At 65.6% G+C, this 25,761-nt stretch carries 25 protein-coding genes; 18 read left to right on the plus strand and 7 right to left on the minus strand.

The genetic code is table 11. From position 1 onward, the window contains the following. Positions 1 to 131 (minus strand): sodium:alanine symporter family protein (locus tag K675_RS33315; RefSeq protein WP_198291612.1); only part of this gene is annotated, 131 nt, incomplete at its 3' end. Between the two features lie 179 nt (positions 132 to 310). Here K675_RS33315 and K675_RS0104420 point away from each other — a divergent pair. Next, entirely contained in the window at positions 311 to 1,123 is an 813-nt protein-coding gene (locus K675_RS0104420) for a Cro/Cl family transcriptional regulator (protein WP_017902300.1), read from the plus strand. Positions 1,124 to 1,263: 140 nt separating this feature from the next. Here the strand turns inward: K675_RS0104420 and trxA are convergent, their stop codons facing one another. From trxA to K675_RS0104435, 3 genes are all read right to left on the minus strand, one after another. Further along, the gene (gene trxA, locus K675_RS0104425; RefSeq protein WP_017902301.1) at positions 1,264 to 2,136 is read right to left on the minus strand and encodes a thioredoxin; all 873 of its coding nucleotides are present in this window, start codon (positions 2,134 to 2,136) and stop codon (positions 1,264 to 1,266) included. Positions 2,137 to 2,314: 178 nt separating this feature from the next. Next, positions 2,315 to 2,971: a class I SAM-dependent methyltransferase gene (locus tag K675_RS0104430; RefSeq protein WP_017902302.1), complete on the minus strand. Its 657-nt coding sequence runs from the start codon at positions 2,969 to 2,971 to the stop codon at positions 2,315 to 2,317. Next, the gene (locus tag K675_RS0104435) at positions 2,968 to 3,423 is read right to left on the minus strand and encodes a YbaY family lipoprotein (protein WP_026144920.1); all 456 of its coding nucleotides are present in this window, start codon (positions 3,421 to 3,423) and stop codon (positions 2,968 to 2,970) included. The genes K675_RS0104430 and K675_RS0104435 overlap by 4 nt, the downstream gene beginning before the upstream one ends. A gap of 139 nt (positions 3,424 to 3,562) precedes the next feature. On the opposite strand from K675_RS0104435, the gene nrdR reads away from it, so the two are divergent. The 11 genes from nrdR (at position 3,563) to K675_RS0104490 (ending at position 11,442) form a co-directional block, all read left to right on the plus strand. Further along, positions 3,563 to 4,027, plus strand: coding sequence for a transcriptional regulator NrdR (gene nrdR / locus K675_RS0104440; RefSeq protein WP_026144921.1), 465 nt, complete (start codon positions 3,563 to 3,565; stop codon positions 4,025 to 4,027). Then, positions 4,024 to 5,163, plus strand: a complete 1,140-nt coding sequence (gene ribD, locus K675_RS0104445) for a bifunctional diaminohydroxyphosphoribosylaminopyrimidine deaminase/5-amino-6-(5-phosphoribosylamino)uracil reductase RibD (RefSeq protein WP_017902305.1) — start codon at positions 4,024 to 4,026, stop codon at positions 5,161 to 5,163. The genes nrdR and ribD overlap by 4 nt, the downstream gene beginning before the upstream one ends. Before the next feature lie 45 nt (positions 5,164 to 5,208). Further along, positions 5,209 to 5,871 carry a riboflavin synthase gene (locus K675_RS0104450; protein WP_017902306.1) on the plus strand — a complete coding sequence of 221 codons (663 nt, stop codon included), beginning with the start codon at positions 5,209 to 5,211 and terminating at the stop codon, positions 5,869 to 5,871. Between the two features lie 16 nt (positions 5,872 to 5,887). Further along, positions 5,888 to 6,979 (plus strand): bifunctional 3,4-dihydroxy-2-butanone-4-phosphate synthase/GTP cyclohydrolase II, encoded by a 1,092-nt coding sequence (ribBA, locus tag K675_RS0104455; protein ID WP_017902307.1) that lies wholly within the window; start codon positions 5,888 to 5,890, stop codon positions 6,977 to 6,979. A gap of 91 nt (positions 6,980 to 7,070) precedes the next feature. Beyond that, complete coding sequence (ribH, locus tag K675_RS0104460; RefSeq protein ID WP_017902308.1) at positions 7,071 to 7,547, plus strand: 6,7-dimethyl-8-ribityllumazine synthase; 477 nt, start codon at positions 7,071 to 7,073, stop codon at positions 7,545 to 7,547. Beyond that, the gene (gene nusB / locus K675_RS0104465) at positions 7,544 to 8,044 is read left to right on the plus strand and encodes a transcription antitermination factor NusB (protein ID WP_017902309.1); all 501 of its coding nucleotides are present in this window, start codon (positions 7,544 to 7,546) and stop codon (positions 8,042 to 8,044) included. The genes ribH and nusB overlap by 4 nt, the downstream gene beginning before the upstream one ends. Positions 8,045 to 8,062: 18 nt before the next feature. Further along, positions 8,063 to 9,028 (plus strand): thiamine-phosphate kinase, encoded by a 966-nt coding sequence (gene thiL, locus K675_RS0104470; protein ID WP_017902310.1) that lies wholly within the window; start codon positions 8,063 to 8,065, stop codon positions 9,026 to 9,028. Then, positions 9,025 to 9,528 carry a phosphatidylglycerophosphatase A family protein gene (locus K675_RS0104475; RefSeq protein WP_017902311.1) on the plus strand — a complete coding sequence of 168 codons (504 nt, stop codon included), beginning with the start codon at positions 9,025 to 9,027 and terminating at the stop codon, positions 9,526 to 9,528. Before thiL ends, K675_RS0104475 begins: the two co-directional genes overlap by 4 nt. A gap of 10 nt (positions 9,529 to 9,538) precedes the next feature. Continuing rightward, entirely contained in the window at positions 9,539 to 10,309 is a 771-nt protein-coding gene (locus K675_RS0104480; protein WP_017902312.1) for a substrate-binding periplasmic protein, read from the plus strand. Between the two features lie 99 nt (positions 10,310 to 10,408). After that, a complete protein-coding gene (gene ribA / locus K675_RS0104485) occupies positions 10,409 to 11,026 on the plus strand; it encodes a GTP cyclohydrolase II (RefSeq protein ID WP_017902313.1) in 618 nt (205 codons plus the stop codon). Then, the gene (locus K675_RS0104490) at positions 11,023 to 11,442 is read left to right on the plus strand and encodes a hypothetical protein (protein ID WP_017902314.1); all 420 of its coding nucleotides are present in this window, start codon (positions 11,023 to 11,025) and stop codon (positions 11,440 to 11,442) included. Before ribA ends, K675_RS0104490 begins: the two co-directional genes overlap by 4 nt. Before the next feature lie 243 nt (positions 11,443 to 11,685). Here the strand turns inward: K675_RS0104490 and dxs are convergent, their stop codons facing one another. The 3 genes from dxs to K675_RS0104505 form a co-directional block, all read right to left on the minus strand. Continuing rightward, a complete protein-coding gene (gene dxs / locus K675_RS0104495; RefSeq protein WP_017902315.1) occupies positions 11,686 to 13,584 on the minus strand; it encodes a 1-deoxy-D-xylulose-5-phosphate synthase in 1,899 nt (632 codons plus the stop codon). Between the two features lie 129 nt (positions 13,585 to 13,713). Further along, entirely contained in the window at positions 13,714 to 14,601 is an 888-nt protein-coding gene (gene ispA / locus K675_RS0104500) for a (2E,6E)-farnesyl diphosphate synthase (protein ID WP_017902316.1), read from the minus strand. Further along, complete coding sequence (locus tag K675_RS0104505; RefSeq protein ID WP_017902317.1) at positions 14,598 to 14,840, minus strand: exodeoxyribonuclease VII small subunit; 243 nt, start codon at positions 14,838 to 14,840, stop codon at positions 14,598 to 14,600. The genes ispA and K675_RS0104505 overlap by 4 nt, the downstream gene beginning before the upstream one ends. Positions 14,841 to 15,252: 412 nt before the next feature. On the opposite strand from K675_RS0104505, the gene K675_RS0104510 reads away from it, so the two are divergent. From K675_RS0104510 to K675_RS0104535, 6 genes are read left to right on the plus strand one after another with little or no spacing between them, the layout of a single operon-like run. Continuing rightward, on the plus strand, positions 15,253 to 16,044 hold the full coding sequence (locus K675_RS0104510; RefSeq protein ID WP_026144922.1) for a YfaP family protein: 792 nt from the start codon (positions 15,253 to 15,255) through the stop codon (positions 16,042 to 16,044). A gap of 35 nt (positions 16,045 to 16,079) precedes the next feature. Next, positions 16,080 to 17,804, plus strand: coding sequence for a DUF2138 domain-containing protein (locus K675_RS0104515; RefSeq protein WP_026144923.1), 1,725 nt, complete (start codon positions 16,080 to 16,082; stop codon positions 17,802 to 17,804). Between the two features lie 5 nt (positions 17,805 to 17,809). Next, entirely contained in the window at positions 17,810 to 18,604 is a 795-nt protein-coding gene (locus tag K675_RS0104520) for a DUF1175 domain-containing protein (RefSeq protein ID WP_020481034.1), read from the plus strand. After that, positions 18,601 to 23,172 (plus strand): alpha-2-macroglobulin family protein, encoded by a 4,572-nt coding sequence (locus tag K675_RS0104525; RefSeq protein WP_080635307.1) that lies wholly within the window; start codon positions 18,601 to 18,603, stop codon positions 23,170 to 23,172. Before K675_RS0104520 ends, K675_RS0104525 begins: the two co-directional genes overlap by 4 nt. Before the next feature lies 1 nt (position 23,173). Then, positions 23,174 to 24,820 (plus strand): DUF2300 domain-containing protein, encoded by a 1,647-nt coding sequence (locus tag K675_RS0104530; protein ID WP_017902322.1) that lies wholly within the window; start codon positions 23,174 to 23,176, stop codon positions 24,818 to 24,820. 3 nt (positions 24,821 to 24,823) lie between these two features. Then, positions 24,824 to 25,633 carry a YfaP family protein gene (locus tag K675_RS0104535; protein WP_017902323.1) on the plus strand — a complete coding sequence of 270 codons (810 nt, stop codon included), beginning with the start codon at positions 24,824 to 24,826 and terminating at the stop codon, positions 25,631 to 25,633. The last annotated feature ends 128 nt before the right edge of the window (positions 25,634 to 25,761 follow it).

Consider the following 25,761-nt stretch of genomic DNA (forward strand, 5'->3'; position numbering starts at 1 on the left):
AACACCCCGAACATGTGACCGAAATGGCGGAACTGGACGAACCGCGAGCGGATCGTGAAGTAGCTGCCGAGTCCGACGATCAGCACGATGAGCAGTTTCCCCGAGAGGAAATCATTGAGTGCTTCTAGCATTGGAGAATGACCTCGATTCTTATTCTTTGCATGAAAAGAGCAACAGGCGGCAGGCGCACTGCTATCCGTTGGGGCGCATGGTTGGTCATGACAGGAGTGGTGACAATTTCGCGGGTTGCTCTGCTTTGGTGCGAGTTGATGCTAAACTTGCATCACTCGCACCATCCAGGTTCATCGTCATGAGTGACAACTTCGCCCTCAATCTCAAGCTGGCTTGCAGCCACTACCGCTCTATTTCAGAGGTTTGCCGGCAACTGTCGATCAATCGTGCACAGTTCAACAAGTACTTGAGCGGGCAGAGCCATCCGACGAACTACAACCTCAAGCGCATCGGCGATTTCTTCGGCGTGGAGGATTACGAGCTGGGTCTGCCACCGGAACAGTTCGCCCGTCTGATCGGTGCGCGCAATCCGGCCCTGCGCACCGAGCAGCAGAACGATCCGATCAGCGAGCTGTTCAGGCCGCTGCATCAGGAAGCGGGCAACCTGTCACGTTATTGCGGCTACTACTTCGAGTATTCCAACTGCATGTCGGTACCGGGCTCGATCCTGGTATCACTGGTGCACCTGCGTGAGGAGCGTGGCAGTTTTCTGTTCGAGCGCCAGGAACGGCAGGAACGCAGCACCGTCAACGATGGGCATGCCGAGGTGCGTTGCCGTTATCTCGGGGCGGCCTTCCAGCTACAGGACCGGCTGTTCCTGATCGACTACGAGTCGCTGACGCTCAACGAGATGAGTCAGACCATCCTGATTCCCAGCTTCAAGAGTCGCATTACCCGTCTCAATGGTCTGAAAACCGGGGTTTCCAGCGGCGACCGGCGTAACCCGGCGTGTACCCGCGTGGTTTGGGAGTTCCTCGGGGAAGAGATCAACCGCATCAATGCCTACCGCCAGGTCAAGCTGTATCGCCCGGACGATCCGCGCATCGATGACGATGTGCGCGAGCGCCTGAGTGCCGGTTCGGTGGGTAACGGGCTGTTCGAGATCGAGTAGGGCGGCGCATGGCTTGAGGGCTTCTTCGCGGGCAAACCCTGCCCCTACAGGATCGAGTCGAGTTCAAGAAGCATGAACGCCGCCGCGCTGTAGGAGCAGGGTTTGCCCGCGAACGGGCTCTCAAGCCCCACCACAAAGTCTCAGTAGAGCGCCGCGAACAGCTTGCGCCGGTAGGTGGTCACCAGCGGATGGTCGTTGCCCAGCAGGTCGAATACCTGCAGCAGGGTCTTGTGCGGCAGGCCTTCGCCGTAGCCGCGGTTGCGGATGAACAGCTTGAGCAGGGCATCCAGCGCCGCCTCGTACTGCTGGCGGGCCAGTTGCTGGATCGCCAACTGATGGATCGCCTCGTCGTCCTGGGCATTCTGCGCCAAGCGGGCCTTCAGCTCGGCGGCATCCGGCAGGGCGGCGGCCTGGCGCAGAAAGGTCAGTTGCGCCCTGGCGCCGGCCAGTGCGGCCTTGTGCTCATCACCCTTGACCGCATCGAGCACGGTCTGGGCTTCACCCAACTCACCGCGCTCGGCCAGGCAGCGGGCATACAGGATCAGCGCCTTGGCGTTGCCGTTGTCCTCGCCCAGCAGCGCCACGAGAGTCGCTTCGGCCTCGGCGACCCGACCTTCGCCGAACAGCGCCTGGGCCTGTTCGAGTGGGTCGGCAGCGGCCGGCGGCGGCATCTGTACATGGGGTTCGAGCATGGCGCGCACGGCCGACTCCGGTTGGGCACCGGCAAAGCCGTCGACCGGCTGGCCGTCCTTGAACAGCACCACGGTCGGCAGGCTGCGGATACCGAAGCGGGCGACGATGTCCTGCTCGGCATCGCAATCGACCTTGGCCAGCAGCAATTCGCCCTGATAGCTCTCGGCGATCTGCTGCAGCATCGGCATCAGCGCCTTGCAGGGCGCACACCATTCCGCCCAGAAGTCCACCAGCACCGGCTTGTGGAAAGAGTTCTGGATCACCGTCTGGTCGAAGTTCAGGGCGGTGGCGTCGAAGATGTAGGGCGTGTCCTGGGTCATCGGGAGTCTCGAAGAACGGGGGATCACGCAACTATAAGGCTTGCGCGGGTTGGCCGAAAGCGGGGCATACATTGGTGGGTGGCGCGGGCCCTTGTGGGAGCGGGCTTGCCCGCGAGGCATTCGCAGCCTCACCCCTCTATCTCGCGGGCAAGCTCGCTCCCACAAGGGCCGGGTGCGCTCAGGGCCGGCTGGCGTGGTAGAGGCTGACCTGGCGAAACTCCTCCGGCTCCATCAGGTCCGGCAAAGTCAGCGCCTGCAGGATCTCCAGGCGCCGGTACAACGGGTGACGGAAATCCCGGACCCGCGAGTCGGCCACCAGCGCCTCGCGGCCACGGCTGAGGAAGTGGTCCAGCAGCGGCAGGTTTTCCCGGTCGTACAGCACATCGGCCACCAGGATCAGGTCGAAGCGGTCGCTCTCGGCGAAAAAATCCTCGCTGTAGTTCAACGAAACGGCATTGAGCTCGGCATTCGCCCGGCAGGCGGCCAGCGCCAGCGGATCGAGGTCGCAGGCCACCACCTCCAGCGCCCCGGCCCTGGCCGCGGCAATCGCCGCGATACCGGAGCCGGCGCCGAAGTCCAGTACGCGTTTGCCGGCCACCCACTCGGGGCGCTCGGCCAGGTAGCGGGCCATGGCCAGGCCACTGGCCCAGCAGAAACTCCAGTAAGGCGGTTCATGCAGGATGCGCCGGGTTTCTTCCGGGGTGAACTCGCGGTCCATGTTCTCGGCGTCGATCAACCACAGCCTGAGGTTGGTGCCAGGCAGCGCGCTGGCCGTCAGCCGGGCATCGCCGAGCAGCGCGGCGAGAGCCCGCTGCAGGTCGAGCGGAACATTCATGGCGCGCTGATGAATTGCAACTGGCCCATGGCCTGGGTGGTCGGCTGAGTCACCGTCACCGAAGGCAGGTGCAGGATCAATTGCCCGGACTGGCTGGCGCGCCCGCGCAGTTCGACCCGTGCGCCCACCGGAAATACGTCCGGGTTGAAGCGCAGGCGGAACGGCAACGCCTGGCCGGAGCCGTTGATCCGCCCGCTGGCGAGCAGTTGTTGGGGCCGGCCGCGTTCGTCGATCACCAGCAGCGCCAGCTCGACCTCGGCATTGGCCGGCACGCCGAGCAGGGTGCCGCTCAGTTCGCGCTGGTAAGCCGGCAGCGGGCCCAGTGCTTCATATTCATTCACCGGCTTTTTCACCTGGGGCTGGGGCGCTGGCGTCGGCACGGGCTTGGGTGCGCTGCTGCAGGCGAGCAGCAGGCCGGTGAGGCTGAGCAAAACAAGCGGTCGTACTGACATCTACAGCTCCAACTGAGGCGAAAATCGACGGTTGTGGTGGGATAACGTTAGCCCGCCGACTGTATACCGCAAACCCCATGGCTTGTCTTGCCACGGAGATGCGCTACCATGGCCCTCCATTTTTTTGTTGCCTGCCACCATGCACTGTCCCTTCTGCGGTGCCAACGACACCAAAGTCATCGACTCGCGTCTGGTCGCCGAGGGCGAACAGGTGCGCCGCCGGCGCGAATGCGTGGCCTGCGGTGAGCGTTTCACCACCTTCGAAACCGCCGAACTGGTATTGCCACGCCTGATCAAGCAGGATGGCAGCCGCCAGCCCTTCGACGAAGAAAAACTGCGGGCCGGCATGCAGCGGGCCCTGGAAAAGCGCCCGGTGAGTGTCGAGCGCCTGGAAGCCGCGCTGGCGCACATCAAGCACAAGCTGCGCGCCACCGGCGAGCGTGAGGTCAAGTCGCTGGTCGTCGGCGAAATGGTGATGACCGAGCTGCAGAAACTCGACGAGGTCGCCTACATCCGCTTCGCCTCGGTCTATCGCCGCTTCCAGGACCTCGACGAGTTCCGCGAGGAAATCGACCGTCTCGCCCGGGAGCCCGCCAAGGAATGAGCCTCGCAGCCGAACAGGCGGTTCTCGACGCCCACTACATGGCCCGAGCCCTGGAGCTGGCGCGCAAGGGCCGCTACTCGACCCATCCGAACCCACGGGTCGGTTGCGTCATCGTGCGTGACGGCGCGGTGGTTGGCGAAGGTTGGCACGTGCGCGCCGGCGAGCCCCATGCCGAAGTCCATGCCTTGCGCGAGGCGGGCGAGCGGGCCCGTGGCGCGACGGCCTACGTGACCCTGGAACCGTGCAGCCACTTCGGACGCACGCCGCCTTGCGCCGAGGCGCTGGTCAAGGCGGGCGTGGGTCGGGTGGTCGCGGCCATGCAAGACCCCAATCCACAGGTTGCCGGCAACGGCCTCAAGCGCCTGGCCGATGCCGGAATCGCCGTGCACAGTGGCGTGCTCGAAGGCGAGGCGCGGGCGATCAACCGCGGCTTCCTCAAGCGCATGGAACACGGCCTGCCGTTCGTGCGGGTCAAGCTGGCCATGAGCCTGGACGGCCGCACCGCGATGGCCAGCGGCGAGAGCCAGTGGATCACCGGCCCGGCCGCGCGTTCCGCCGTGCAGCGTCTGCGCGCCGAGTCCAGCGTGGTGCTCACCGGCGCCGATACGGTGCTGGCCGACAGCGCCCGGCTGACCGTGCGCCCTGCCGAGCTGGGCCTGGGCCCTGAGCTGACGGCCCTGGCCGAAAGCCGGCCACCCCTGCGGGTGCTGATCGACGGGCGCCTGCGGGTACCGTTGGAGGCGGCATTCTTCCAGGCCGGTCCGGCCCTGGTGGTGACCTGTTCCACGACGTTCAGCGCCGATTACCAGGCCGCCGGCCACGAAGTCCTGAGCCTGCCCGGCCACGATGGCCAGGTCGACCTGGCGCAGTTGCTCAAACAGTTGGCCGCCCGTGGCGTCAATGACCTGCTGGTCGAGGCCGGTCCACGCCTGGCGGGTGCCTTCGCCCGCCAGGCCCTGGTGGACGAGTACCAGATCTTCGTCGCTGGCAGGTTCCTCGGCTCCACGGCCCGGCCCCTGCTGGACTGGCCGCTGGAGCGCATGAGCGAGGCGCCCCGGCTGAGAATCACCGAAATGCGCGCGGTCGGCGATGACTGGCGAGTCACCGCAATACCTGACCCGGCACCCGGCGTATAATTCGCGGCCAGCGCCAGGCGCTGGCTCGTTTTCGAGGAGTACTTCATGTTTACCGGCATCATCGAATCCATCGGCAGCATCCGTGCGCTGAGCCCGAAAGGCGGCGACGTACGCGTCTATGTAGAAACCGGCAAGCTCGACCTGGGCGACGTCAAACTCGGCGACAGCATCGCGGTCAACGGTGTCTGCCTGACCGCCGTCGAGCTTCCGGGGGACGGGTTCTGGGCCGACGTCAGCCGTGAGACGCTGGACTGCACGGCCTTCAACGACCTAAAGACCGGCAGCCGGGTCAACCTGGAAAAGGCCCTGACGCCGACCACCCGTCTGGGCGGTCACCTGGTCAGCGGCCACGTCGACGGTGTCGGCGAGATCGTCGCCCGCGAGGAAAACGCCCGGGCCATCCAGTTCCGCGTGCGTGCCCCCAGGGAACTGGCCAAGTACATCGCCCACAAGGGCTCGATCACCGTCGACGGCACCAGCCTGACGGTCAACGCGGTGCACGGCGCCGAGTTCGAACTGACCATCGTCCCGCATACCCTGGTCGAGACCATCATGGCCGACTACCGCCCCGGTCGTCGGGTCAACCTCGAGGTCGACCTGCTGGCCCGTTACCTGGAACGCCTGCTGTTGGGCGAGAAGGCGGCGGAGCCCACCAGCGGTGGCATCACCGAAAGTTTCCTGGCCGCCAACGGCTACCTCAAATCCTGACGCAAGGGGGTGCCGCGTGGCGCTCAACACGATTGAAGAACTGGTCGAAGACATTCGCCAGGGCAAGATGGTCATCCTCATGGATGACGAAGACCGCGAGAACGAAGGCGACCTGATCATGGCCGCCGAGTGCTGCAAGGCCGAACACATCAACTTCATGGCCAAGCACGCCCGCGGCCTGATCTGCATGCCGATGAGCCGCGAGCGCTGCGAACTGCTCAAGCTGCCGCTGATGGCACCGCGCAACGGTTCCGGTTTCGGTACCAAGTTCACCGTGTCGATCGAGGCCACCGAAGGCGTGACCACCGGCATCTCCGCCGCCGACCGCGCACGCACCGTGCAGGCGGCCGCGGCCAAGGACGCCAAGGCCGAAGACATCGTCAGCCCCGGCCACATCTTCCCGCTGATGGCCCAGCCTGGCGGCACCCTGGCCCGTGCCGGCCACACCGAGGCCGCCTGCGACCTGGCGCGCATGGCCGGTTTCGAGCCGAGCGGAGTGATCTGCGAAGTGATGAACGACGACGGCACCATGTCCCGTCGTGCCGAGCTGGAAGCCTTCGCCGCCGAGCACAACATCAAGATCGGCACCATCGCCGACCTGATCCACTACCGGATGATCCACGAGAGTACCGTTCAGCGGATTGCCGAGCAGCCGCTGGACAGCGAACTGGGCCAGTTCACCCTGGTGACCTATCGTGATTCGGTGGAAGGCGACGTGCACATGGCCCTGACCCTGGGCAAGGTCTGCGCCGAGGAGCCGACCCTGGTGCGGGTGCACAACATGGACCCGCTGCGCGACCTGCTGATGGTCAAGCAGCCCGGTCGCTGGAGCCTGCGCGCCGCGATGGCGGCGGTGGCCGAGGCCGGCAGCGGCGTGGTGCTGCTGCTCGGCCATCCGTTGGATGGCGACGTGCTGCTGGCGCATATCCGCGAGACGGTCGAGCATACACCGGTGAAAAAGCCGACCACCTACAGCATTGTCGGGGCCGGTTCGCAGATCCTGCGCGACCTGGGCGTACGCAAGATGCGCCTGATGAGTGCGCCGATGAAGTTCAACGCGATATCCGGTTTCGACCTGGAAGTAGTAGAATACGTGCCCTCCGAATAAAAGGCCGGCTGGTTCCGACCTTGATTCGCGGTACAAATATCCCTGAGGGGCGCGTATCAGACGCGTCCCGGCTCTTTAAGAGAATTGTCGAATGACCCTGAAGACCATCGAAGGTACCTTCATCGCCCCCAAAGGCCGCTATGCCCTGGTGGTCGGCCGTTTCAACAGCTTCGTCGTCGAAAGCCTGGTCAGCGGCGCCGTTGACGCCCTGGTTCGCCACGGCGTGAGCGAAAGCGACATCACCATCATCCGCGCGCCCGGTGCGTTCGAGATTCCGCTGGTGGTGCAGAAAGTCGCCCAGCGCAGCGAATACGCGGCGATCATCGCCCTGGGCGCGGTCATTCGTGGCGGTACTCCGCACTTCGAATACGTGGCGGGCGAGTGCACCAAGGGCCTGGCCCAGGTGTCCATGGAGTTCGGCGTACCGGTCGCCTTTGGCGTGCTGACCGTCGATTCCATCGAGCAGGCCATCGAGCGTTCCGGCACCAAGGCCGGCAACAAAGGTGCCGAAGCCGCCCTGTCCGCCCTGGAAATGGTCAGCCTGCTGGCGCAGTTGGAGGCCAAGTGATTAACGACGACAGCGATCGTTTCAACCCGCGCGAGCCACGCCCCGAGGGCGCTGGCAAGCCGTCCAAGAGTGCCAAGCGTCGCGAAGCCCGGCAGCTCGCGACCCAGGCGCTCTATCAGTGGCACATGGCCAGGCAATCGCTGAACGAAATCGAAGCGCAATTCCGTGTCGACAACGATTTCAGCGATGTCGACGGTGCGTACTTCCGGGAAATCCTCCACGGGGTGCCGCAGTTCAAGAACGAGATCGACAACGCGCTCAAGCCGTGCCTGGACATCGAGATCGAAGAACTCGATCCGGTCGAGCTGTCGGTGCTGCGCCTGTCCACCTGGGAGCTGCTCAAGCGCGTCGATGTGCCGTACCGCGTGGTGATCAACGAAGGCATCGAACTGGCGAAGGTCTACGGTTCCACCGACGGTCACAAGTTCGTCAACGGTGTGCTCGACAAGCTGGCACCGGTTCTGCGCGAAGCCGAAGTGAAGGCATTCAAGCGCTGATCGGCGCTTGTTTCTCCCATGGGTGAGTTCGAGCTGATCCGCAATTTCTTTGCCGCCGCGCCCTGTGCGCAGGCCGGCGAAGGTGTTGCGTTGGGTATCGGCGACGACTGTGCCCTGCTCGATGTTCCCGCCGGGGAACAGTTGGCGATCTCCACCGACACCCTGGTGGCCGGGGTGCATTTCGCCGATCCCTGCGATCCTTTCCTGCTCGGGCAACGTGCCCTGGCCGTGGCGGCCAGTGACCTGGCCGCCATGGGCGCGGCGCCGGTGGCCTTTACCCTGGCCCTGACCCTGCCGCACAACGATGTCGATTGGTTGCAGGCGTTCGCCGGCGGGCTGGACCGCATGGCCCGCCAGTGCGCCTTGCGCCTGGTCGGCGGCGATACTACCCGGGGCCCGTTGAGCCTGACGCTGACGGTGTTCGGCCGGGTGCCTGCCGGCCAGGCGCTGACCCGCGGCGGTGCGCAAGTCGGTGACCTGTTGTGCGTGGGGGGCGACCTGGGCAATGCCGCCGGCGCCTTGTCGCTGGTGCTGGGGCAGCGTACGGCCGAGTCGGCCCTGGCTGACCCGCTGCTGGCTCACTACTGGTCGCCCCGTCCGCAGTTCGCCCTGGGGCAGGCCCTGCGCGGCAAGGCCACTGCTGCGCTGGATATTTCCGACGGCCTTTTGGCCGATTGCGGACATATCGCGGCGGCATCCGGCGTGCGTTTGCTGGTCGAACGTGAAAAGCTGCCGTTGTCGCCCGCCTTGCTGGGCTTTCTAGGCCCGGTTGCTGCCTGTGAGGCGGCGCTCAGTGGCGGTGACGACTATGTCCTGGCATTCACACTGCCATCCGTCGAGTTGCCCGGGCTGCTGCTCGCCCATGACTCGATCCGGGTGGTCGGGCGAGTGGTCGCCGGGCAGGGCGTTGCCCTGTTGGCGGTCGATGGCCAGGACATCACCCCGCGAATCCGCGGTTATCAACATTTTCCGGAGACGCCGTGACAGATCATCCCAAACAGGTTCCCGCCGAGTTCGTGCCGCCGTCGGTGTGGCGCAACCCCTGGCATTTCCTGGCGTTCGGCTTCGGCTCCGGAACCCTGCCCAAGGCCCCGGGCACCTGGGGATCGCTGGTTGCGCTACCCTTTATCCCGTTGTGGCAGATGCTGCCGGACTGGGGCTACTGGCTGATGCTCGGCATCACCATGCTGTTCGGCTTCTGGCTGTGCGGCAAGGTCGCCGACGACTTGCGGGTGCATGACCACGAAGGCATCGTCTGGGACGAGATGGTCGGCATGTGGATCACCCTGTGGCTGGTGCCGCAGGGCTGGTACTGGCTGCTGGCGGGGTTCCTGATGTTCCGCTTCTTCGACATCCTCAAGCCCTGGCCGATTCGCTGGATCGACCGGCATGTGCACGGCGGCGTCGGGATCATGCTCGATGACGTTCTGGCCGGGGTATTCGCCTGGCTGGCCATGCAGGGACTGGTGCATCTCTTCACCTGAGGAATTGGCGATGTCCGGCTTGCGTTCGTGGGGGCTGTTCCTGCTGCTGTTGCTCAGCCCGTTGGCCCGGGGCGAGGAAGTTGCCGGCTTGCCGGTGCAGATTCGGCTGGTCAGCGAGGAGTGGGCCGACTACACCAACGCCGATGGCAGCGGCCTGGCCTGGGATGTGCTGCGCGAGGTGTTCGAGCCGCGTGGGGTCAAGGTCGAGATTCGCAGCGAGCCCTACGTCCGTTCGGCCGGTCTCGTCGAGCGTGGCGAGGCGGATGCCTGGGTGGGCTCCTACAGCAAGGAAATCAGTGGAGTTCTGTACCCGCGCTGGAACTACGACACCGACCATATCTATGCCGTGGGGTTGGCCAGCAAGCCAGCGCCGAGCCTGGAACGACTCGGCAGTTATCGTCTGGCCTGGGTGCGTGGCTACAAGTACCAGAAGTACTTGCCCAACGTGCGCGACTTCAACGAGATCCAGCGGCGTGACGGGATTCTGCCGATGCTGCAGCATGGCCGTGCCGACTTCTACATCGACGCGCTGAGCGAGGTCGACGCTGTCCTGGCGCAGGCGCAAGATCCCAGCCTGTTCAGCCGTACCCATCTGGCGGAGTTGCCGCTGTACCTCGGCTTCGCCAACAACGAGCGCGGGCGGGCATTGCGCGAGCTGTATGACCAGCGCATGGGCGAGCTGGTCAAGGCCGGTCGCCTGCGCAAGATATTCGAGCACTGGAAGCAGCCTTACCCGTTCGAAAGCGGAAAATTTCCGGCTGTGACCGATCAAACTTATTGATAGTTATCATGGATAAATCGGCCTAAGCGTCTGTAGGAACGTCCTGTTACAATGTGGCAATCGCGAATTTCCAGCTTTCATACTGATCAGGAGCACAGGGTGCCTGTCGTTTTTGTCGCTGCCTCCAAACTGCCTACCCCCTTTGCGACTTTCACCATGAACGGCTTTCTTGAGGAAGCCACCGGTCGTGAACATGTCGTGCTGACGCTCGGGGATGTGGCCGATGGCGCACCGGTGCTTGGCCGTGTGCACTCTGAATGCCTGACCGGCGATGCCTTGTTCAGCCAGCGTTGCGACTGCGGTTCGCAGCTGGAAGCCGCGTTGCAGGCTATCGCTCGGGAAGGCCGTGGCGTCCTGCTGTACCTGCGTCAGGAAGGTCGTGGTATCGGCCTGATGAACAAGATCCGCGCCTATGAGCTGCAAGATGGTGGCGCCGACACGGTCGAGGCCAACGAGCGCCTGGGTTTTGCCGCCGACCTGCGTGACTACGCGATCTGCCGGCCGATGCTCGAACACCTGGGCATCCAGTCGTTGCGGCTGATGACCAACAACCCGCGCAAGGTCAAGGCGTTGACCGACATGGGCATTACTGTGGCCGAGCGAGTGCCGCTGCACACCGGGCACAACCCGCACAACCGGCTCTACCTGGCCACCAAGGCCGGCAAGCTCGGCCATATGATGGGCAACGAGCACCAGAACGAGGCCGACCCGGCGTGACCCGTGGCCAGGTGAAGCGTCGATTGGCGGTTGGCTGGTACAAGCAGTTACTGCTGACGGTCCTGCCGCTGTTCGTTGCCAGTTGGGCCTTCGGCCAGACCGAACCGGTGCTGCCGGTGCTGGCGATGCCATTGTTCATTGCCGGCATCGCCTCGATGTTCCTCACCCTGCGGTTCTTTGGTGGTTACAAGCACGCGCTGATTGCCACTGAAAAAGCCCTGGATACGCCACAGGAACCGGCGGCCTGGATCGCGCTGGCGAATGTCCGGCGCAAGGCGCTGGTGATCGCGGCGCTGCCGACCTGGATCGGCACCCTGGCGGTGTTCGTCGGCCTGGAGGCGGTGCCGCTGTTCCTGCTGGTCCTGTCCACCGTCGTGCTGTTCTACCTCTACCGCATTCCGCGCCAACTCGGCTGATGTGGCGCGGGCTGGCAGCCACGCCAGGCTCGATGCCGGGAAAGCCTGGCCGCGGATGGCTGCATTGCACGAATGGCGGTTGTTGCAGGTGCCGGGCAAAGGGTGGGAGCGGCCTGGTGGGCAGATGACCGCGGCGCCTGAGTTCACCGTGTATGCGGCCTTGTGTCTGGCGCGATCATTGTGTGAGCAGCATTTATCCGGGAAAGCTCCAGCCCAGGCAACCAGGGTGCCCGGGCTGTCACATCAGAGGCCGAGCAGCTTCATCCGCTCGGTGACCGAAGTCTCGATCCCCGCCACGTCCAAACCGCACTCTGCCAGCATCTGCGCCGGCTTCGCATGCTCGACGTAGGCATCCGGCAGGCCCAGGTGCAGGATCGGCTTGAGCAGGTTTTCCTGCGCCAGGAACTCGCTGACCGCCGCACCGGCGCCACCCATGACGGCGTTTTCCTCGATGGTCACCAGCAGTTCGTGGCTGCCGGCGATCTCGCGGACCAGGGCCTCGTCCAGCGGCTTGACGAAACGCATGTCCACCACGGTCGCGTCCAGCTTTTCGGCCACCACCAGCGCTTCGGCCAATTGCACGCCGAACACCAGCAGGGCGACCTTGCCACCCTGGCGGCGCACCACGCCCTTGCCGATCTCGATCGGTTCGAGGTTCTTCTCGATGGTCGCGTTCGGGCCGCTGCCGCGTGGGTAGCGCACCGCCGCCGGGCCGTTGTACAGGTGGCCGGTGCTGAGCATCTTGCGCAGTTCGTTCTCGTCGCTGGGAGTCATCACCAGCATGCCGGGGATGCAGCGCAGGTACGACAGGTCGAAGCTGCCGGCGTGGGTCGGGCCGTCTTCGCCGACCAGGCCGGCGCGGTCGATGGCGAACAGCACGTCAAGGTTCTGCACCGCCACGTCATGCACCAGTTGGTCATAGCCGCGCTGCAGGAAGGTCGAATAGATCGCCACCACCGGCTTGGCGCCTTCGCAGGCCATGCCGGCGGCAAAGGTCACCGCGTGCTGCTCGGCGATCGCCACGTCGAAGTAGCGCAGTGGGAAGCGTTCGCTGAAGGCCACCAGGTCGGAGCCTTCCTTCATCGCCGGGGTGATGCCCACCAGGCGTGGGTCGGCGGCGGCCATGTCGCACAGCCATTCGCCGAACACCGCGGAGTACTTAGGCCCGCTGGGCTTCTTCGGCGCGGCGGCGGGAGCGTCCAGCGGTTCGAGCTTGGTGATCGCGTGGTAGCCGATCGGGTCGACTTCCGCCGGGGCGAAGCCCTTGCCCTTCTTGGTCACCACGTGCAGGAACTGCGGGCCCTTGAGGTCGCGCATGTTGCGCAGGGTGGCGATCAGCGTCGGCAGGTCGTGGCCGTCGATCGGGCCGATGTAGTTCCAGCCCAGCTCTTCGAACAGGGTGCCGGGCACCAGCATGCCCTTGGCGTATTCTTCGGTGCGGCGGGCGATTTCCCAGGCGCCGGGCAGGCGCGACAGCACTTTCTTGCTGCCTTCGCGCATGCTCGCGTAGGTGCGGCTGGAGAGAATCTTGGCCAGGTAGTTCGACAGCCCGCCGACATTGCGCGAGATCGACATGTCGTTGTCGTTGAGGATCACCAGCATGTTGGCGTCGACTTCCGGCGCGTGGTTCAACGCCTCGAACGCCATGCCCGCGGTCAGGGCGCCGTCGCCAATCACCGCGATCGCCTTGCGCTCGCTGTTCTGCAGCCGGGCGGCGATGGCCATGCCCAGGGCGGCGCTGATGGAGGTGCTGGAGTGGCCGACGCCGAAGGTGTCGTACTCGCTCTCCGAACGGCGCGGGAAGGCGGCCAGGCCGTCCTTCTGGCGCAGGCTGAGCATGCGCTCGCGGCGACCGGTGAGGATCTTGTGCGGATAGGCCTGGTGACCCACGTCCCACACCAGCCGGTCGTCCGGAGTGTCGAAGACGTAGTGCAGCGCGATGGTCAGCTCGATGACGCCAAGACCGGCACCGAAGTGCCCGCCGGTCTGGCCGACCGAATAGAGCAGCTCCTGGCGCAGTTCATCGGCCAGGGTTTCCAGCTCGGCTTCACCTAACCGACGCAGGCCGGCCGGCGTGTCGGCGCGGTCCAGCAGGGGCGTGGCCGGGCGCTTGCGGGGAATCTCATGGAACGTCGTGGGCATCAGGCGAATCGTTATAGGTATGAAGACGCGGCAGTTTACCTTATGGAGCGCACGCTGCCCACGCGATGTCGTATCAGTGGGGCGGATGCTGGCCTTTCGATCAGGCGAAAGGCCGGCGTGACCGCCTGGTCAGCTGCGGCGTTCGACGATGTAGCGGGCCAGCTCGCGCAGTGGTTCGGCGCCCGCGTCAAACGGTCGCAGCGCGTGCAGCGCCTGGTCGCGCAGCTCCAGGGCGTAGGCCTTGGCCGCTTCCAGGCCGAGCAGGGCCGGGTAGGTCGGCTTGTCGCGGGCGATGTCGGCTCCCTGGCGCTTGCCGAGGGTCGCGGTATCGCTTTCGACGTCGAGGATGTCGTCCTGCACCTGGAAGGCCAGGCCGATGGCCTGGGCGTAGGTCTGCAGCGACTTGAGTTCGTCCTTCTGCACGTTGACGCTGGCCAGTGCACCGAGGGTGACGCTGGCCTCGATCAGCGCGCCAGTCTTGTGCCGGTGCATGGTTTCCAGGGCTTTCTGGTCGAGCTTGATACCTACCGAGCCGAGGTCGATGGCCTGGCCGCCGACCATGCCGGCCGGGCCCGCGGCGTGGGCCAGGGTGCTGACCATGGACAGGCGGGTTTCGGCGTTCAGGTCGCTCAGGCGTGGGTCGAGCAGGGCGCTGAAGGCGAGGCTCTGCAGGCCGTCGCCCGCCAGGATCGCGCAGGCCTCATCGAACGCCTTGTGCGTGGTTGGCTGGCCGCGGCGCAGATCGTCGTCGTCCATGGCCGGCAGGTCGTCGTGAACCAGCGAGTAGGCATGGATCAGCTCGACCGCACAGGCGGCGCCATTGGCCTGTTCCGGCTTGCCACCCAGGGCTTCGCAGGCCGCGTAGACCAGTAGCGGGCGCACGCGCTTGCCGCCGTTCATCACGCTGTAGCGCATGGCTTCGTAGAGGCGCGCGAGACCGGCGCTGGGTGGCACGAACAGAGTATCCAGCGCGGTGTTGACGCGCTCCTGACAGGCGGCCTGATAGGTCTTGATCATTCCGGCTGTTCCGCGTCGAAAGGTTCTTCGGCCAGTTCGCCATCGCGCTCCAGCAGGATCCGCACCTTCTGTTCGGCCTGGGCCAGCGCGCCCTGGCAGTCGCGGGTCAGGCGGATGCCTTGCTCGAAGGCGGTCAACGAATCTTCCAACGACAGCTCGCCGTTCTCCAGGCGCTCGACCAGTGTCTGCAGATCGGCGAGGGATTGTTCGAAATCCAGGGAAACTTTTTTGCGGGCCATGGCGGCGATCTCGGTAGGCGTTGAACGGGCGCGACACTAGCAGACAGCGGGTTTCGGGGCAAATGCGAGGGGGTGCCAATCATGAGGGCTTCAGGTGTGTCTGCGGCCTTTTTATCGGGAGCCATTCTACACCCAGTGGGGTGGGGGATTTTCAGCTCATATGACAGCTTGAAATAGTGGCATTTTGCCTTGTTTTGCCTGGCTTCCAGCGGGTTGAGTGTGCACGACCTCTCATTTGCCGATTGCCCTCGTAAATACCCGTTTTCCGCCATTGTGTAACAAGATCTGAATCGCTAACCTCTGCGACTTCCCGACCTGCCGTGCCAGGTTCTTTCTGATTTTTCGTGTTTCAGTGGTGTGCCTGGTATGGACCGGGCGCAGGGTTTCGTGATGCATGGCAAGGAGGCTGTTGATGCGCCGGTTATTTCCAATGCTGATAGCTCTCTGGGCCGCGACCGCCTGGGCCGGGCCCTCGGCCGAGCTGCAGGAGCCGACCGGCGGCTGGCGTTACTCGGGCCTGCTCGATCGCAGCGATGCACCGCAGGTGGCCTATCCGACCCCGCCCATCGACCGTGGCATCCAGCGCAGTCGCACGCCGATCGAAGGGCGGATCAACCCGCCCTCCGGGCCGCGTGAACCGCATACCCTGGCGGTCAACGGCAACCCGCTGAATCTCTATACCGACGACAACGGCCGTTTCGTGCGCCCCTACGCCTTCGGTTCCGGTTCCAACAGCGTCGAAGTGCGCAGCGCCCAGGGCAAGTCGCTCAAGCGCGTGCAGTTCTACGAAGCCAACAAACAGATCACCCCGGCGCGCATTCGCGTGGTGCTCGGCTGGGACGACCCCAAGGCCGAGCTCGACCTGCACATCATCACCCCCGACGGCCAGCACGCCTTCTACGCCAACCCGCGCCTGACCAACGGCGGCGGTCTCGACCCGGACGGCGTCGACGGCCCAGGCCCGGAAATGTTCACCATGACCGCGCCGATGCACGGCACCTACCTGGTCTATGTGAACTACTGGGGCAACTACAGCGCCAGCGACGGCTATAACTTTACCGAGCGTGCGAACCAGAACGAGGTCATCACCTCGCAGATCAACCTGGTGCTCAACGAAAACACCGTCGATGAAAAGCGCGAGAGCTTCACCGTTCCGCTGCGCGCGATCGGCGACCTGCTGCTGGTCAAGACCTTCAACTATTGAACATCCCGCTCCACGGATGAATGGGCTTTGCGAACATGAGCGATAACACTGCTTCCCCGGCCGCCGCCGCGCCGGCCACTCCTCCACCTGCCGGTTCGCGCCGCTGGCTGGGCCTGGTGCTCGGGCTGTGCGTGACCGGCGCGGTGGTCGGCGGCCTGGGCTGGTTTTTCCAGCACAAGTCCGTTGCTCCGTTGCCGGAACTGGCCCTGGAAAAACTCGGCGTCAGCCGCCCGGACGCGCTGCTGGAAACCGCCTCCCTGAGCCAGTTGCCCAAGGACCTGCTCAGCGTGCCGTTCCTGCGCGATACCCTCACCGAGGATTTCGTTTTCTACTACGAGAGCCACGGCGACCGCCTGGGTCTGATCGGCAGCCTGCGGCGGATCATCTACGAGCATGACCTCAAGCTGCAGGACAACCTGATCGAGCAACTGTTCGACCAGCCCGCCGACATCGCCCTGTGGCGCGGCGCCGATGGCCGGCTCAAGGATTTCCTGCTGGTGATGGACCGCGGCGGCCTGGCCAGGCTGCTCGAACCGCTGGCCCACGTCGCCCTCGACGACACCCAGTTGAGCAAGGTCGGCGAAGTGAAGGTCGCCGGCGACAGCGTGGCGCTCTACCGCCTGGCCTACAACGCCAGCAAGGCGCTGCTGTTCGCTTCCCGTGGTGACAAGCTGGTGGTGCTGTCCAACCCGGACCGCCTCTATGAACAATCCAGTGACGACAGTGAAGCAGCCCCGGGCGAAGTCTCGACCCAGGCCCTGGCCGCGTTGCTCGGTGGTGAAAAACTGTTCCCCGAGGCCTTTGGCCTCAAGCCACGCGAAGCGGCAGTGAAGCAGCGCATCTCGGTGGCCTCCAGCGTTCTCGCCATGGGTTATCAGCGCTTCATCCCGAGCTTCGCCGGCCTGCGCCTGGACATGGACGACAAGGGCTGGCACAGCTTCCTGGCGCTCGACGAGCAGGACAAGGCCGTCGACTACGACTTCAAGCCGATCTGGCAGGCCATGCCGGTCGGCGCCAGTGCCTGCGTGGCGTTGCCCCTGGCTGCCGAGCAGCAACAGCCGCTGCTGGTCAAGCTCGGTGCCGATGCGGCCACCGCACAGAAACTCACCGAGCACATGAGCGGCGCCGCCGGCCTGTGCTGGTACGCCGATTCGCGCCTGTACACGCCGCTGCTGGTGGCGAACCTGAACAAGGACAACGACAGCCTCGATGCCGACCTCGGCAAGTTGTTCGGCTCCATGGTCGGCACCCAGGAAAGCAACGTCGAGGGCGGCCTGTTCCCGATCGACGAGCAGAACAAGGACGGCCTGCATCAGTGGAAGCGCGTGGTCAGTTCGACCTTCGGCCAGTACGCCGCCAAGGAAGCCGAGAACCCCGACACCATCACCGGCCGCGGTTTCTTCCGCGTGAGCCTGGCGCGGCATGGCTCGACCCTGCTGTTCTCCCTGGACGACAAGCTGGTGGACAAGGCCCTCGGCACCCTGGACAAGCACTTCCCGCCGCTGGCCGACGTGGCGCCGAAAGATGCGCTGATGCCGGTCTACCTAGGCCCGGATTCCCTGGCGCAACTGATGAAGCAGGAAACCCTCGACAGCCTGCCCCAGGACATGGAACCGGTGTTCCGCAACGCCGCGCAGACCCACCTGCTGCCCAAGCTGCAGAAGCTCGCCGGCTTCGGCAAGTACGCCCTGACCCTGCCCGAAGGCACCGAGCCTGAAGGCCACTGGCAGTGGCTGCCTTTGCAATGGCGGGCGATGTGACGTCTATGTTCAGCACCGCCTGGCAACGCTGCACGGCTGTGGCGAGTGGGCTTGCCCACGCTGGGCTGCATGGCAGCCCTGAAACCTGCGAACGGGGCCTGGCTGATGCAACGCGGTGGCTGGCTTTGCGGCCGCTGCGCAGCCGAGCGTGGGCAAGCCCACTCGCCACCGTGAGGGTGCGCCTGTGCGTGCTGGCGCTGCTGTTCAGCACGTCGGCATTCGCCGTCCAAACACCCGCCCTGGACGTCGAGCAGTCCCAGGTGTTCCGTGCCTGGTTCGTGCGTATCGCCCAGGAGCAACTGACTCAGGGCCCGAGCCCGCGCTGGTACCAGCAGGACTGTGCCGGCCTGGTGCGCTTCGCCGCCAACGAGGCGCTCAAGCCACACGATGACAAGTGGTTGCGGGCCAATGGTCTGTCCAACCGCTACCTGCCACCCGAGCTGACCCTGAGCGACAGCCAGCGCAGGCTGGCTCAGCAGTGGCAGCAGGGGGGCGGCAAGGTCGGGCCCTACGTCAACGCGATCAAGCTGATCCAGTTCAACAGCCAACTGGTCAGCCGCGACCTCAACCAGGCGCGGCCCGGTGACCTGCTGTTCTTCGACCAGGGCGACGACCAGCACCTGATGATCTGGATGGGCCGCAACATCGCCTATCACACCGGCACCACCACCCCCACCGACAACGGCATGCGCTCCGCCAGCGTGCAGCAACTCATGACATGGAAGGACACCCGATGGATACCCGATGCAACGAACCCCAACTTCATCGGCGTCTACCGGCTGAACTTCCTCTCTCGATGAACGGGTCTTCCATGATGCGTCTGTTATCCCGAATGGTTTTCGCCCTGGCCGTGCTGTTGCCGGTCGCCGCAGGTGCCGCCGACGACTCGGTTGCACCGAGCAACTACACGCCGATTGCCGGTGAAAGCTTCTTCCTGCTCGCCGACAGCAGCTTCGCCAGCGACGAGCAGGCGCTGGTCCGCCTTGAAGCGCCGGGCCGCGACTACCGGCGCTTCCGCATGGAACCGTATGGCGGCGCGGACATCCGCGTGTACCGCATCGACCAGCCGCTGGAGTTTCTCAAGCGCCAGAAGAACCTGCACCGGGTGGTCAGCGACGGTCAGTTCAAGGGCGAGGGGCTGTCCAACACCCTGGCCTATCTGTGGGATAACTGGTACCGCAAGTCCCGCCGGGTGATGCAACGGGCGTTCTCCTACGAGTCGCGCAAGCAGGTGACCGAGCAGGTCCCGGAACTGAAGATGGGCGACAGCTTCAACCGGCCGACCCCGTATGACAACCCGCCGCAATACGCGCCACTGCCGGGCCTGCCGCTGGTCAGCCAGTTCCGCTACCCGCTGTGGGACGCCAAGCCGATCCAGCCGCCCAAGGGCGTCGAGCTGGCGGGCTCCTCCAGCCAGTTCATCAGCGTTGCTCCGGGTAACGTCTACATCCCGCTGGGCAAGCTGAAGCCGGGCCTGTACCTGGTCGAGGCGCTGGTCGGCAAATACCGCGCGACCACCGTGGTGTTCGTCTCCAACACCGTGGCCGTGAGCAAGATCGCCGGTGACGAGCTGATGGTCTGGGCCGCGCGCAAGCATGAAGGCAGCTCGGTGCCCAAGGTCAAGGTGCTGTGGACCGACGGCCTGGGCGTGATGAGCAGCGGCGAGACCGATGCCGACGGCCTGTTGCGCCTCAAGCACGTCAGCCCGGAGCGCTCGTTCATGATCGGCGAGGATGACGAGGGCGGGGTGTTCGTCTCCGAGAACTTCTACTACGACAGCGAAATCTACGACACCAAGCTCTACGCCTTCACCGACCGGCCGCTGTACCGGCCGGGGGACTGGGTGTCGCTGAAGATCGTCGGCCGCGAATTCAAGAATGCCCGTGACTCGGTCAATCCGACCGGCGCGCCGGTGAAGGTCAGCGTGCTCGATGCCACCGGCACCACGCTGCAGACCCTGGACCTGAACCTGGACGGCAAGGCCGGCACCCAGGGCCGTTTCCAGCTGCCGGACAATGCCGTGGCCGGCGGCTACGAACTGCGTTTCACCTACCGCGACCAGACCTATAGCAGCGCCTTCCGCGTTGCCGAGTACATCAAACCGCACTTCGAAATCTCCCTGGACCTGGCCAAGCAGGACTTCCGCACCGGCGAGCCGGTCAAGGGCAAGCTGCAACTGCTCTACCCGGACGGCAAGCCGGTGGCCGACGCACGGGTGCAACTGACCCTGCGTGCCCAGCAACTGTCGATGGTCGACAACGAACTGCAGTACCTCGGGCAATTCCCGGTGGAACTGACCAGCGCCGAGCTGACCACCGACGACAAGGGCCAGGCCGCACTCGATCTGCCGGCCGCGGAGAAGCCCAGCCGCTACATGCTCACCGTGTTCGCCAGCGATGGCGCCGCGTACCGGGTCAAGACCACCAAGGAAATCCTCATCGAGCGTGGCGCGTCGCGCTACAGCCTGTCGGCCCCGCAGCGTTTCAGCGCCAGTGGCGAGAAGGTCGCGTTCAGCTACGCCATCGAGTCCGCCGTCGAGCAGGCCAACGCCAGCAAACCAAGCAGCTACAGCTGGGTGCGCCTGGAAGACCAGACCACCGGTGGCGGCAAGCTCGCGGCCAACGACAAGGGTTTCAGCCTCACCTTCGATCGTCCCGGCACCTACAATCTGTCGCTCAAGGATGACCACGAGCGCATCCTCGGCGCCACCGGGCACTCGGTCACCGGCGACGGTGTGAAAGCCGTGCCCGGTACCGTCGAGATCCTGCTCGACAAGCCCGAGTACCACGCCGGTGACGAAGCCCTGGCACTGATCACCTTCCCGGAACCGGTCAACGACGCACTGCTGTCCCTGGAGCGCGACAAGGTCGAGGCCACCGCGCTGCTGTCCAAGGGCGCCGACTGGCTGCGCCTGGAGAAGATCAGCGCCAACCAGTACCGCGCACGGATTCCGGTGAAGGACAACTTCGCCCCCAACCTGACCTTCTCGGTGCTCTACACCAAGGGCGGCGAATACAGCTTCCAGAACGCCGGCCTCAAGGTCGCCACGCCGCAGATCGACGTGGCCATCGCCACCGACAAGGACAGCTACCAGCCGGGCGACACCGTCTCGGTGGACCTGACCACCCAGTTCGCCGGCAAGCCGATCCCGGCGCACCTGACCGTCAGCGTGGTGGACGAAATGATCTATGCCCTGCAGCCGGAAGTGGCGCCGAGCATCGACCAGTTCTTCTACCACCCGCGGCGTAACAACGTGCGCACCAGCGCCAGCCTGTCATTCATCAGCTACGACGTCGCCCTTCCGGGCAGCCCGGGTGCGCCGGGCAAGGCCAACCGCAGCGAGCGTGGGGTGAAAGTGCTGGAGCGGCCACGTCGCGAAGACGTCGACACCGCCGCCTGGCAGCCGGAACTGGTCACCGACGCCAATGGCAAGGTGCGCTTCACCTTCCGCATGCCCGACTCGCTGACCCGCTGGCGCATCACCGCCCGGGCGATTTCCGACGCCGGGCAGGTGGGCCAGCGCAACCAGTTCATCCGTTCCGACAAGCCGCTGTACCTGAAATGGAGTGGCCCGACCCACTTCCGCAACGGCGACCAGCCCAAGCTCGGCCTGTTCGCCTTCAGCCAGGACGACAAGCCGGCCAAGGCCGAACTGCTGGTTCGCTATGCCGGCCAGGAACAACGCCTGCCGCTGTCGCTGAACAAGGGCATCAACTACGTCGCGCTGCCGGCGATCGCCCTGAGCAGCGGCGACTGGACCGCCGAGCTGCAGCAGAACGGCAAGGCCCAGGATACCCTGGCCGTGCGCCTCACCGCGGTGGGCGACGGCTGGCAGGTGACCCAGAGCCAGAGCCTCAGCGTTGCCACTGGCGATACCCCGCTGAGCCTGCCGGCCGATGCCAGCGACATTCGCCTGCGCCTCGACGACAGCCCGCAGGCGCTGTTCCGCGCCAGCCTCGACGATCTGCTCGGCTACCCCTACGGTGGCGTCGAGCAGACCGCCAGTCAGTTGCTGCCGCTGAGCATCGCCTACCCGGCGTTGTCGGGTAACGCGCAGGTCCGCGATCGCCTGCGCCTGATCCTGCAGAACAGCCGCCTGCGTCTGGTATCGATGGCCGGTCCCGATGCCTGGTTCACCTGGTGGGGCGAGGACGTCACGCCGGATGCCTTCCTCACCGCCTACGCCTATTACGCCGACTGGTACGCCAGCAAGGCCCTGGGTGTGAGCCTGCCGCCGGAGCACTGGCAGCGGGTGCTGGACGTCTATGGCAAGCAGGCTGGCGCCACGCCATTGCTGCAAAGGGCGCTGGTGCTGTCGTTCGCCAAGGAGATGCAACTGCCGGTCAACACCCTGCTCAGCGGCCTGATGGACGAGTTGGCGAAAGCCGGCGAGGGCGCCGATGCCAACCTGCTGGATGATGGCGAGGACAGCGTGGTCATGGGCGCGCCGGACTCGGCCCTGGGCCTGGCCAGCGCGCGGGTACTGACCGCCGCGCTGGCACGCCAGGGCAAGGTCGCCTTGCCGGACGCGTTCGGCAAGCAACTGCCGGCGGCCGAACAGCGCCTGGGCGCCAGTGCGCAGCCGTTCGCCACGGCGCTGAACCTGTCGCTCAAGCCGTTCAATGCCGAACAGGCCCAGGATCTGCTGCAGCGCCTGCTGCCGCAGCAATCCACCCTGGAACGCGCCCTGGCCTTGACCTGGCTGCAGCGCAGCGTCGAGCAGACGCCGAAAATGGTCAATCTGACCCCGGGCGAAGGCTGGCAGGTCCGCCAGGGCAGCACGGGCGAGGCCTACTGGCAGTGGCAAGGCCAGGGCGTGCCGAGCGTGCTGACCCTGAGCGGCGCCCAGGAGCGTCCGCTGCGCGCCACCCTGAGCTACCTCAGCCAGGGCAAGGCCGCCGCCGACCTGCCGGTGCAGATCAGGCGCCGCCTGCTGGAACTGGTACCGGGCGATGACGCCAACACCTTCAGCCTCAAGGCCGTGGGCGACAAGCCGCTGTCCAGCGACAGCCTGTACCTGGACGAAGTGACCCTCACCAGCAAGGCGACCAAGCCGGTGCGCTACGGCATGCTCGAGCTGCCGCTGCCACCGGGGGCCGATGTCGAGCGCACCACCTGGGGCGTCAACCTGGCCGGTCTCGCAGGCGAGGAAGCCACGCCGCTGGAGAAAGCGCACTTCGAGCCGGGGCAGATGGCCTACGGCGTGCCGGTCAACAGCCTCAACGGCGAAGTGCGTGTGCGCCACCTGATCCGCTTCTCGCAGAAGGGCCAGTTCAAGCTGCCGCCGGCACGCTTCAGTCAGGTCTACGCGCCGGAGCACCAGGTCCTGGAACAGAAGGCGGCGCTCGGGCAAGTCACGGTCCAATGACATGACGCGCCCGCTGACCTGGCTCCTGCTGTGCATCCTGCCTCTGCTGGCGACGGCAGAGGAGGCGCCGCTGCGCCTGGCCTGGAAAACCGCTGACGGCTACGAGCTGGTGCAGTTGAACACCACCCAGGTGCTCGGTCGCGAGCCGCTGCCGGCGGACTTGCAGACGCCCTTGGGCAGCCTGTGGAAACTGTTCGTCTATGCCTGGCTGGTGGACACCGACCGGCAGGAGCCAGCCTACGACTGCCATGGCCAGGATCACGAAGAAGTCTATTGCTGCACCCCGGGCGGCAGCATCGCCCGTGAGGCGGCGCTGGTCCGCTCCTGTGGCCTGTACTTCGATCCCCGGCGCCTGAACATCGATCCGGTTCAGTGGCGCGGCTACTGGCAGGCGCGCCAGGCTCCGGAGTGGCTGCTCGGCCTCGACCGGTTGCAGCCGCAGACCCGCGTTCCCGTCGTTCAACTGCTGGAAGCGTTGCGCACGCTGCCGGCCCAGGACAGTGCGCGCAAGCTGCTGCTCGATGTGGTGCTCAACGCTGCCGACGGCCAGGCGGTGGCGGTGCTGGGTGGGCGCCTGCGGGTCAAGACCTGGAGCTGGCTCGGCGACCAGGACCCGCAGTCGCGCCAGGGCGGCTTCGCCGGCTGGCTGGCGGACGGGACGCCGCTCTGGGCCGGAGGTCGCGGTACCAGCCAGATGGTGTTGCGGCACTATTCGGACGTGCTCGGCAGCTTCCTGCCAGCACCCCTGGCGGAGGACGCCGGGCGCTGCGTGCAGGTTGAGCTGTTCTCGCGCTACCCGCTCAAGGGCGTCAGCCGTGCCGATGGCCAAGTGGCTGCGGAAGGTGGCCTGCAAGGTCGCTACCGGGTCGACTTCGCCAACGGCAACCAGCTCGACATCGAAAGCGCCGGTGAACTGTTCCTGCTGAACAACGCCGGCCAGCCGCAACTGGTGGCCCGGCTCGATCGCGAGGAATACGTCGCCCGGGTCCTGCAGCGCGAGGCCAAGAGCGAACCGGTCGAGGCGGCCAAGGCCCTGGCCGTGGCGATCCGCAGCTACCTGTTGCAGAACGCCGGGCGTAGCGGTGACTGCCTGAGCATCGACGACAGCAGCAGTCGCCAGCGCGTGGCACCGCGACCGGCCACGGCCGAGGCGCGCGCCGTCGCCGCCTGGACCAGCGACCTGGTGCTGGCCGGCAGCCCGGTGACCTATCACTCCGACCTGTCCGGCCCGGACAAGCTGTCCTGGCAGCAGGCCGTGGAGCAGGCCAGCAACGGCGCGCGCTACGACCAGATCCTCCAGCACGCCTATCCACGGGCGAGCCTGAGCCGCTGGGACAACCCGGTGGCCTCCTGCGACCCCTTGCCGGCGGCCCAGGAGTGGCTGCTCAAGCAGCGCCGGGTCTGGCGCCAGCGGCTGGACCGCGAGGTCGGCTATAACGAACTGAGCCGCTTCGCCGTGTGCCGCGTGTCGTTCGGCCGTCCGTATGTCGACCGCGAGCGCCAGCGCATCTACGTGCGCGGCGTGCTGACCCAGCAGGACCGCCTCGACCTGACCCATGAATACCTGCACCTGGCATTCGAAGCCCACCCGAACGGCCAGGACGAAGACTACATCGAAGGGCTTGCCCGCCACCTGTTACTGGAATAGGCCATGACATTGCGTATCCCAACCGTAGCCCTGTTCCTCGCCGCCCTGGCTGCGTTGAGCACGGCTCAAGCCGAGATCAAGCTCGACACCCCGCGCGGTGGCTGGCGCCAGGGGGCGTCGGATGGCGAAAACTACAGCCAGACCGTCAACTACCCGGCCTCGTCGGTCAATACGCCACTGGGCCAGGCCGACACGGCGCGGATCATGGGCCAGATCAAGGGGGCGCCGAAGAATGCCCGCGAGCCGGGCAACCTCATTGTCAATGGCGTGAGCATGCCGCTGAAGATCGATGCCGCTGGCAACTTCGACCGGCCATTCGCCTTCCCCAACGGCACCAACAGCGTCGAGGTCCGCAGCGCCGACGGGCAGCAGCGCAAGCGCGTGCAGTTCCTCAACTCCGGCGGCGCGACCAAGGCCAAGCTGCGCATCCTGCTGTCCTGGGACAGCGACCACACCGACCTCGACCTGCATGTGGTCACGCCGGACGGCGCGCACATCTGGTACGGCGACCGCACGGCGCCCAACGGCGGCTCGCTGGACGTCGACGTCACCACCGGCTACGGCCCGGAGATCTTCTCCATGCCGGCGCCGATCAAGGGCCAGTACCTGATCTACGTGAACTATTACGGTGGCGGCTACCGCAGCGATGACGACGAGGACGGCGGCCAGGAAAACGCCGTACAGGCCCTGACCACGGCGAAGATCACACTGATCACGGAAGAGGGCACGGTGAACGAGAAGATGGAGTCGTTCATCGTCCCGATGCGTGCGCCGGGCGAACTGACGCTGGTGCGCAAGTTCAGCTATCCCTGACACCGCGCAAGGCTTGAGGGTCTATTCGTGGGCAGGCGCACCCTCTCCCACACAGTCCGTGTCGCACGGGAACACGTAAGTCAGGCCCACCTTTTGGTCCCCTGCCGCAATGTCCGCCACCCTGACGC

It is taken from the genome of Pseudomonas fuscovaginae SE-1 (genome assembly GCF_000364705.1).
Taxonomy (GTDB): Bacteria; Pseudomonadota; Gammaproteobacteria; order Pseudomonadales; family Pseudomonadaceae; genus Aquipseudomonas; species Aquipseudomonas fuscovaginae_A.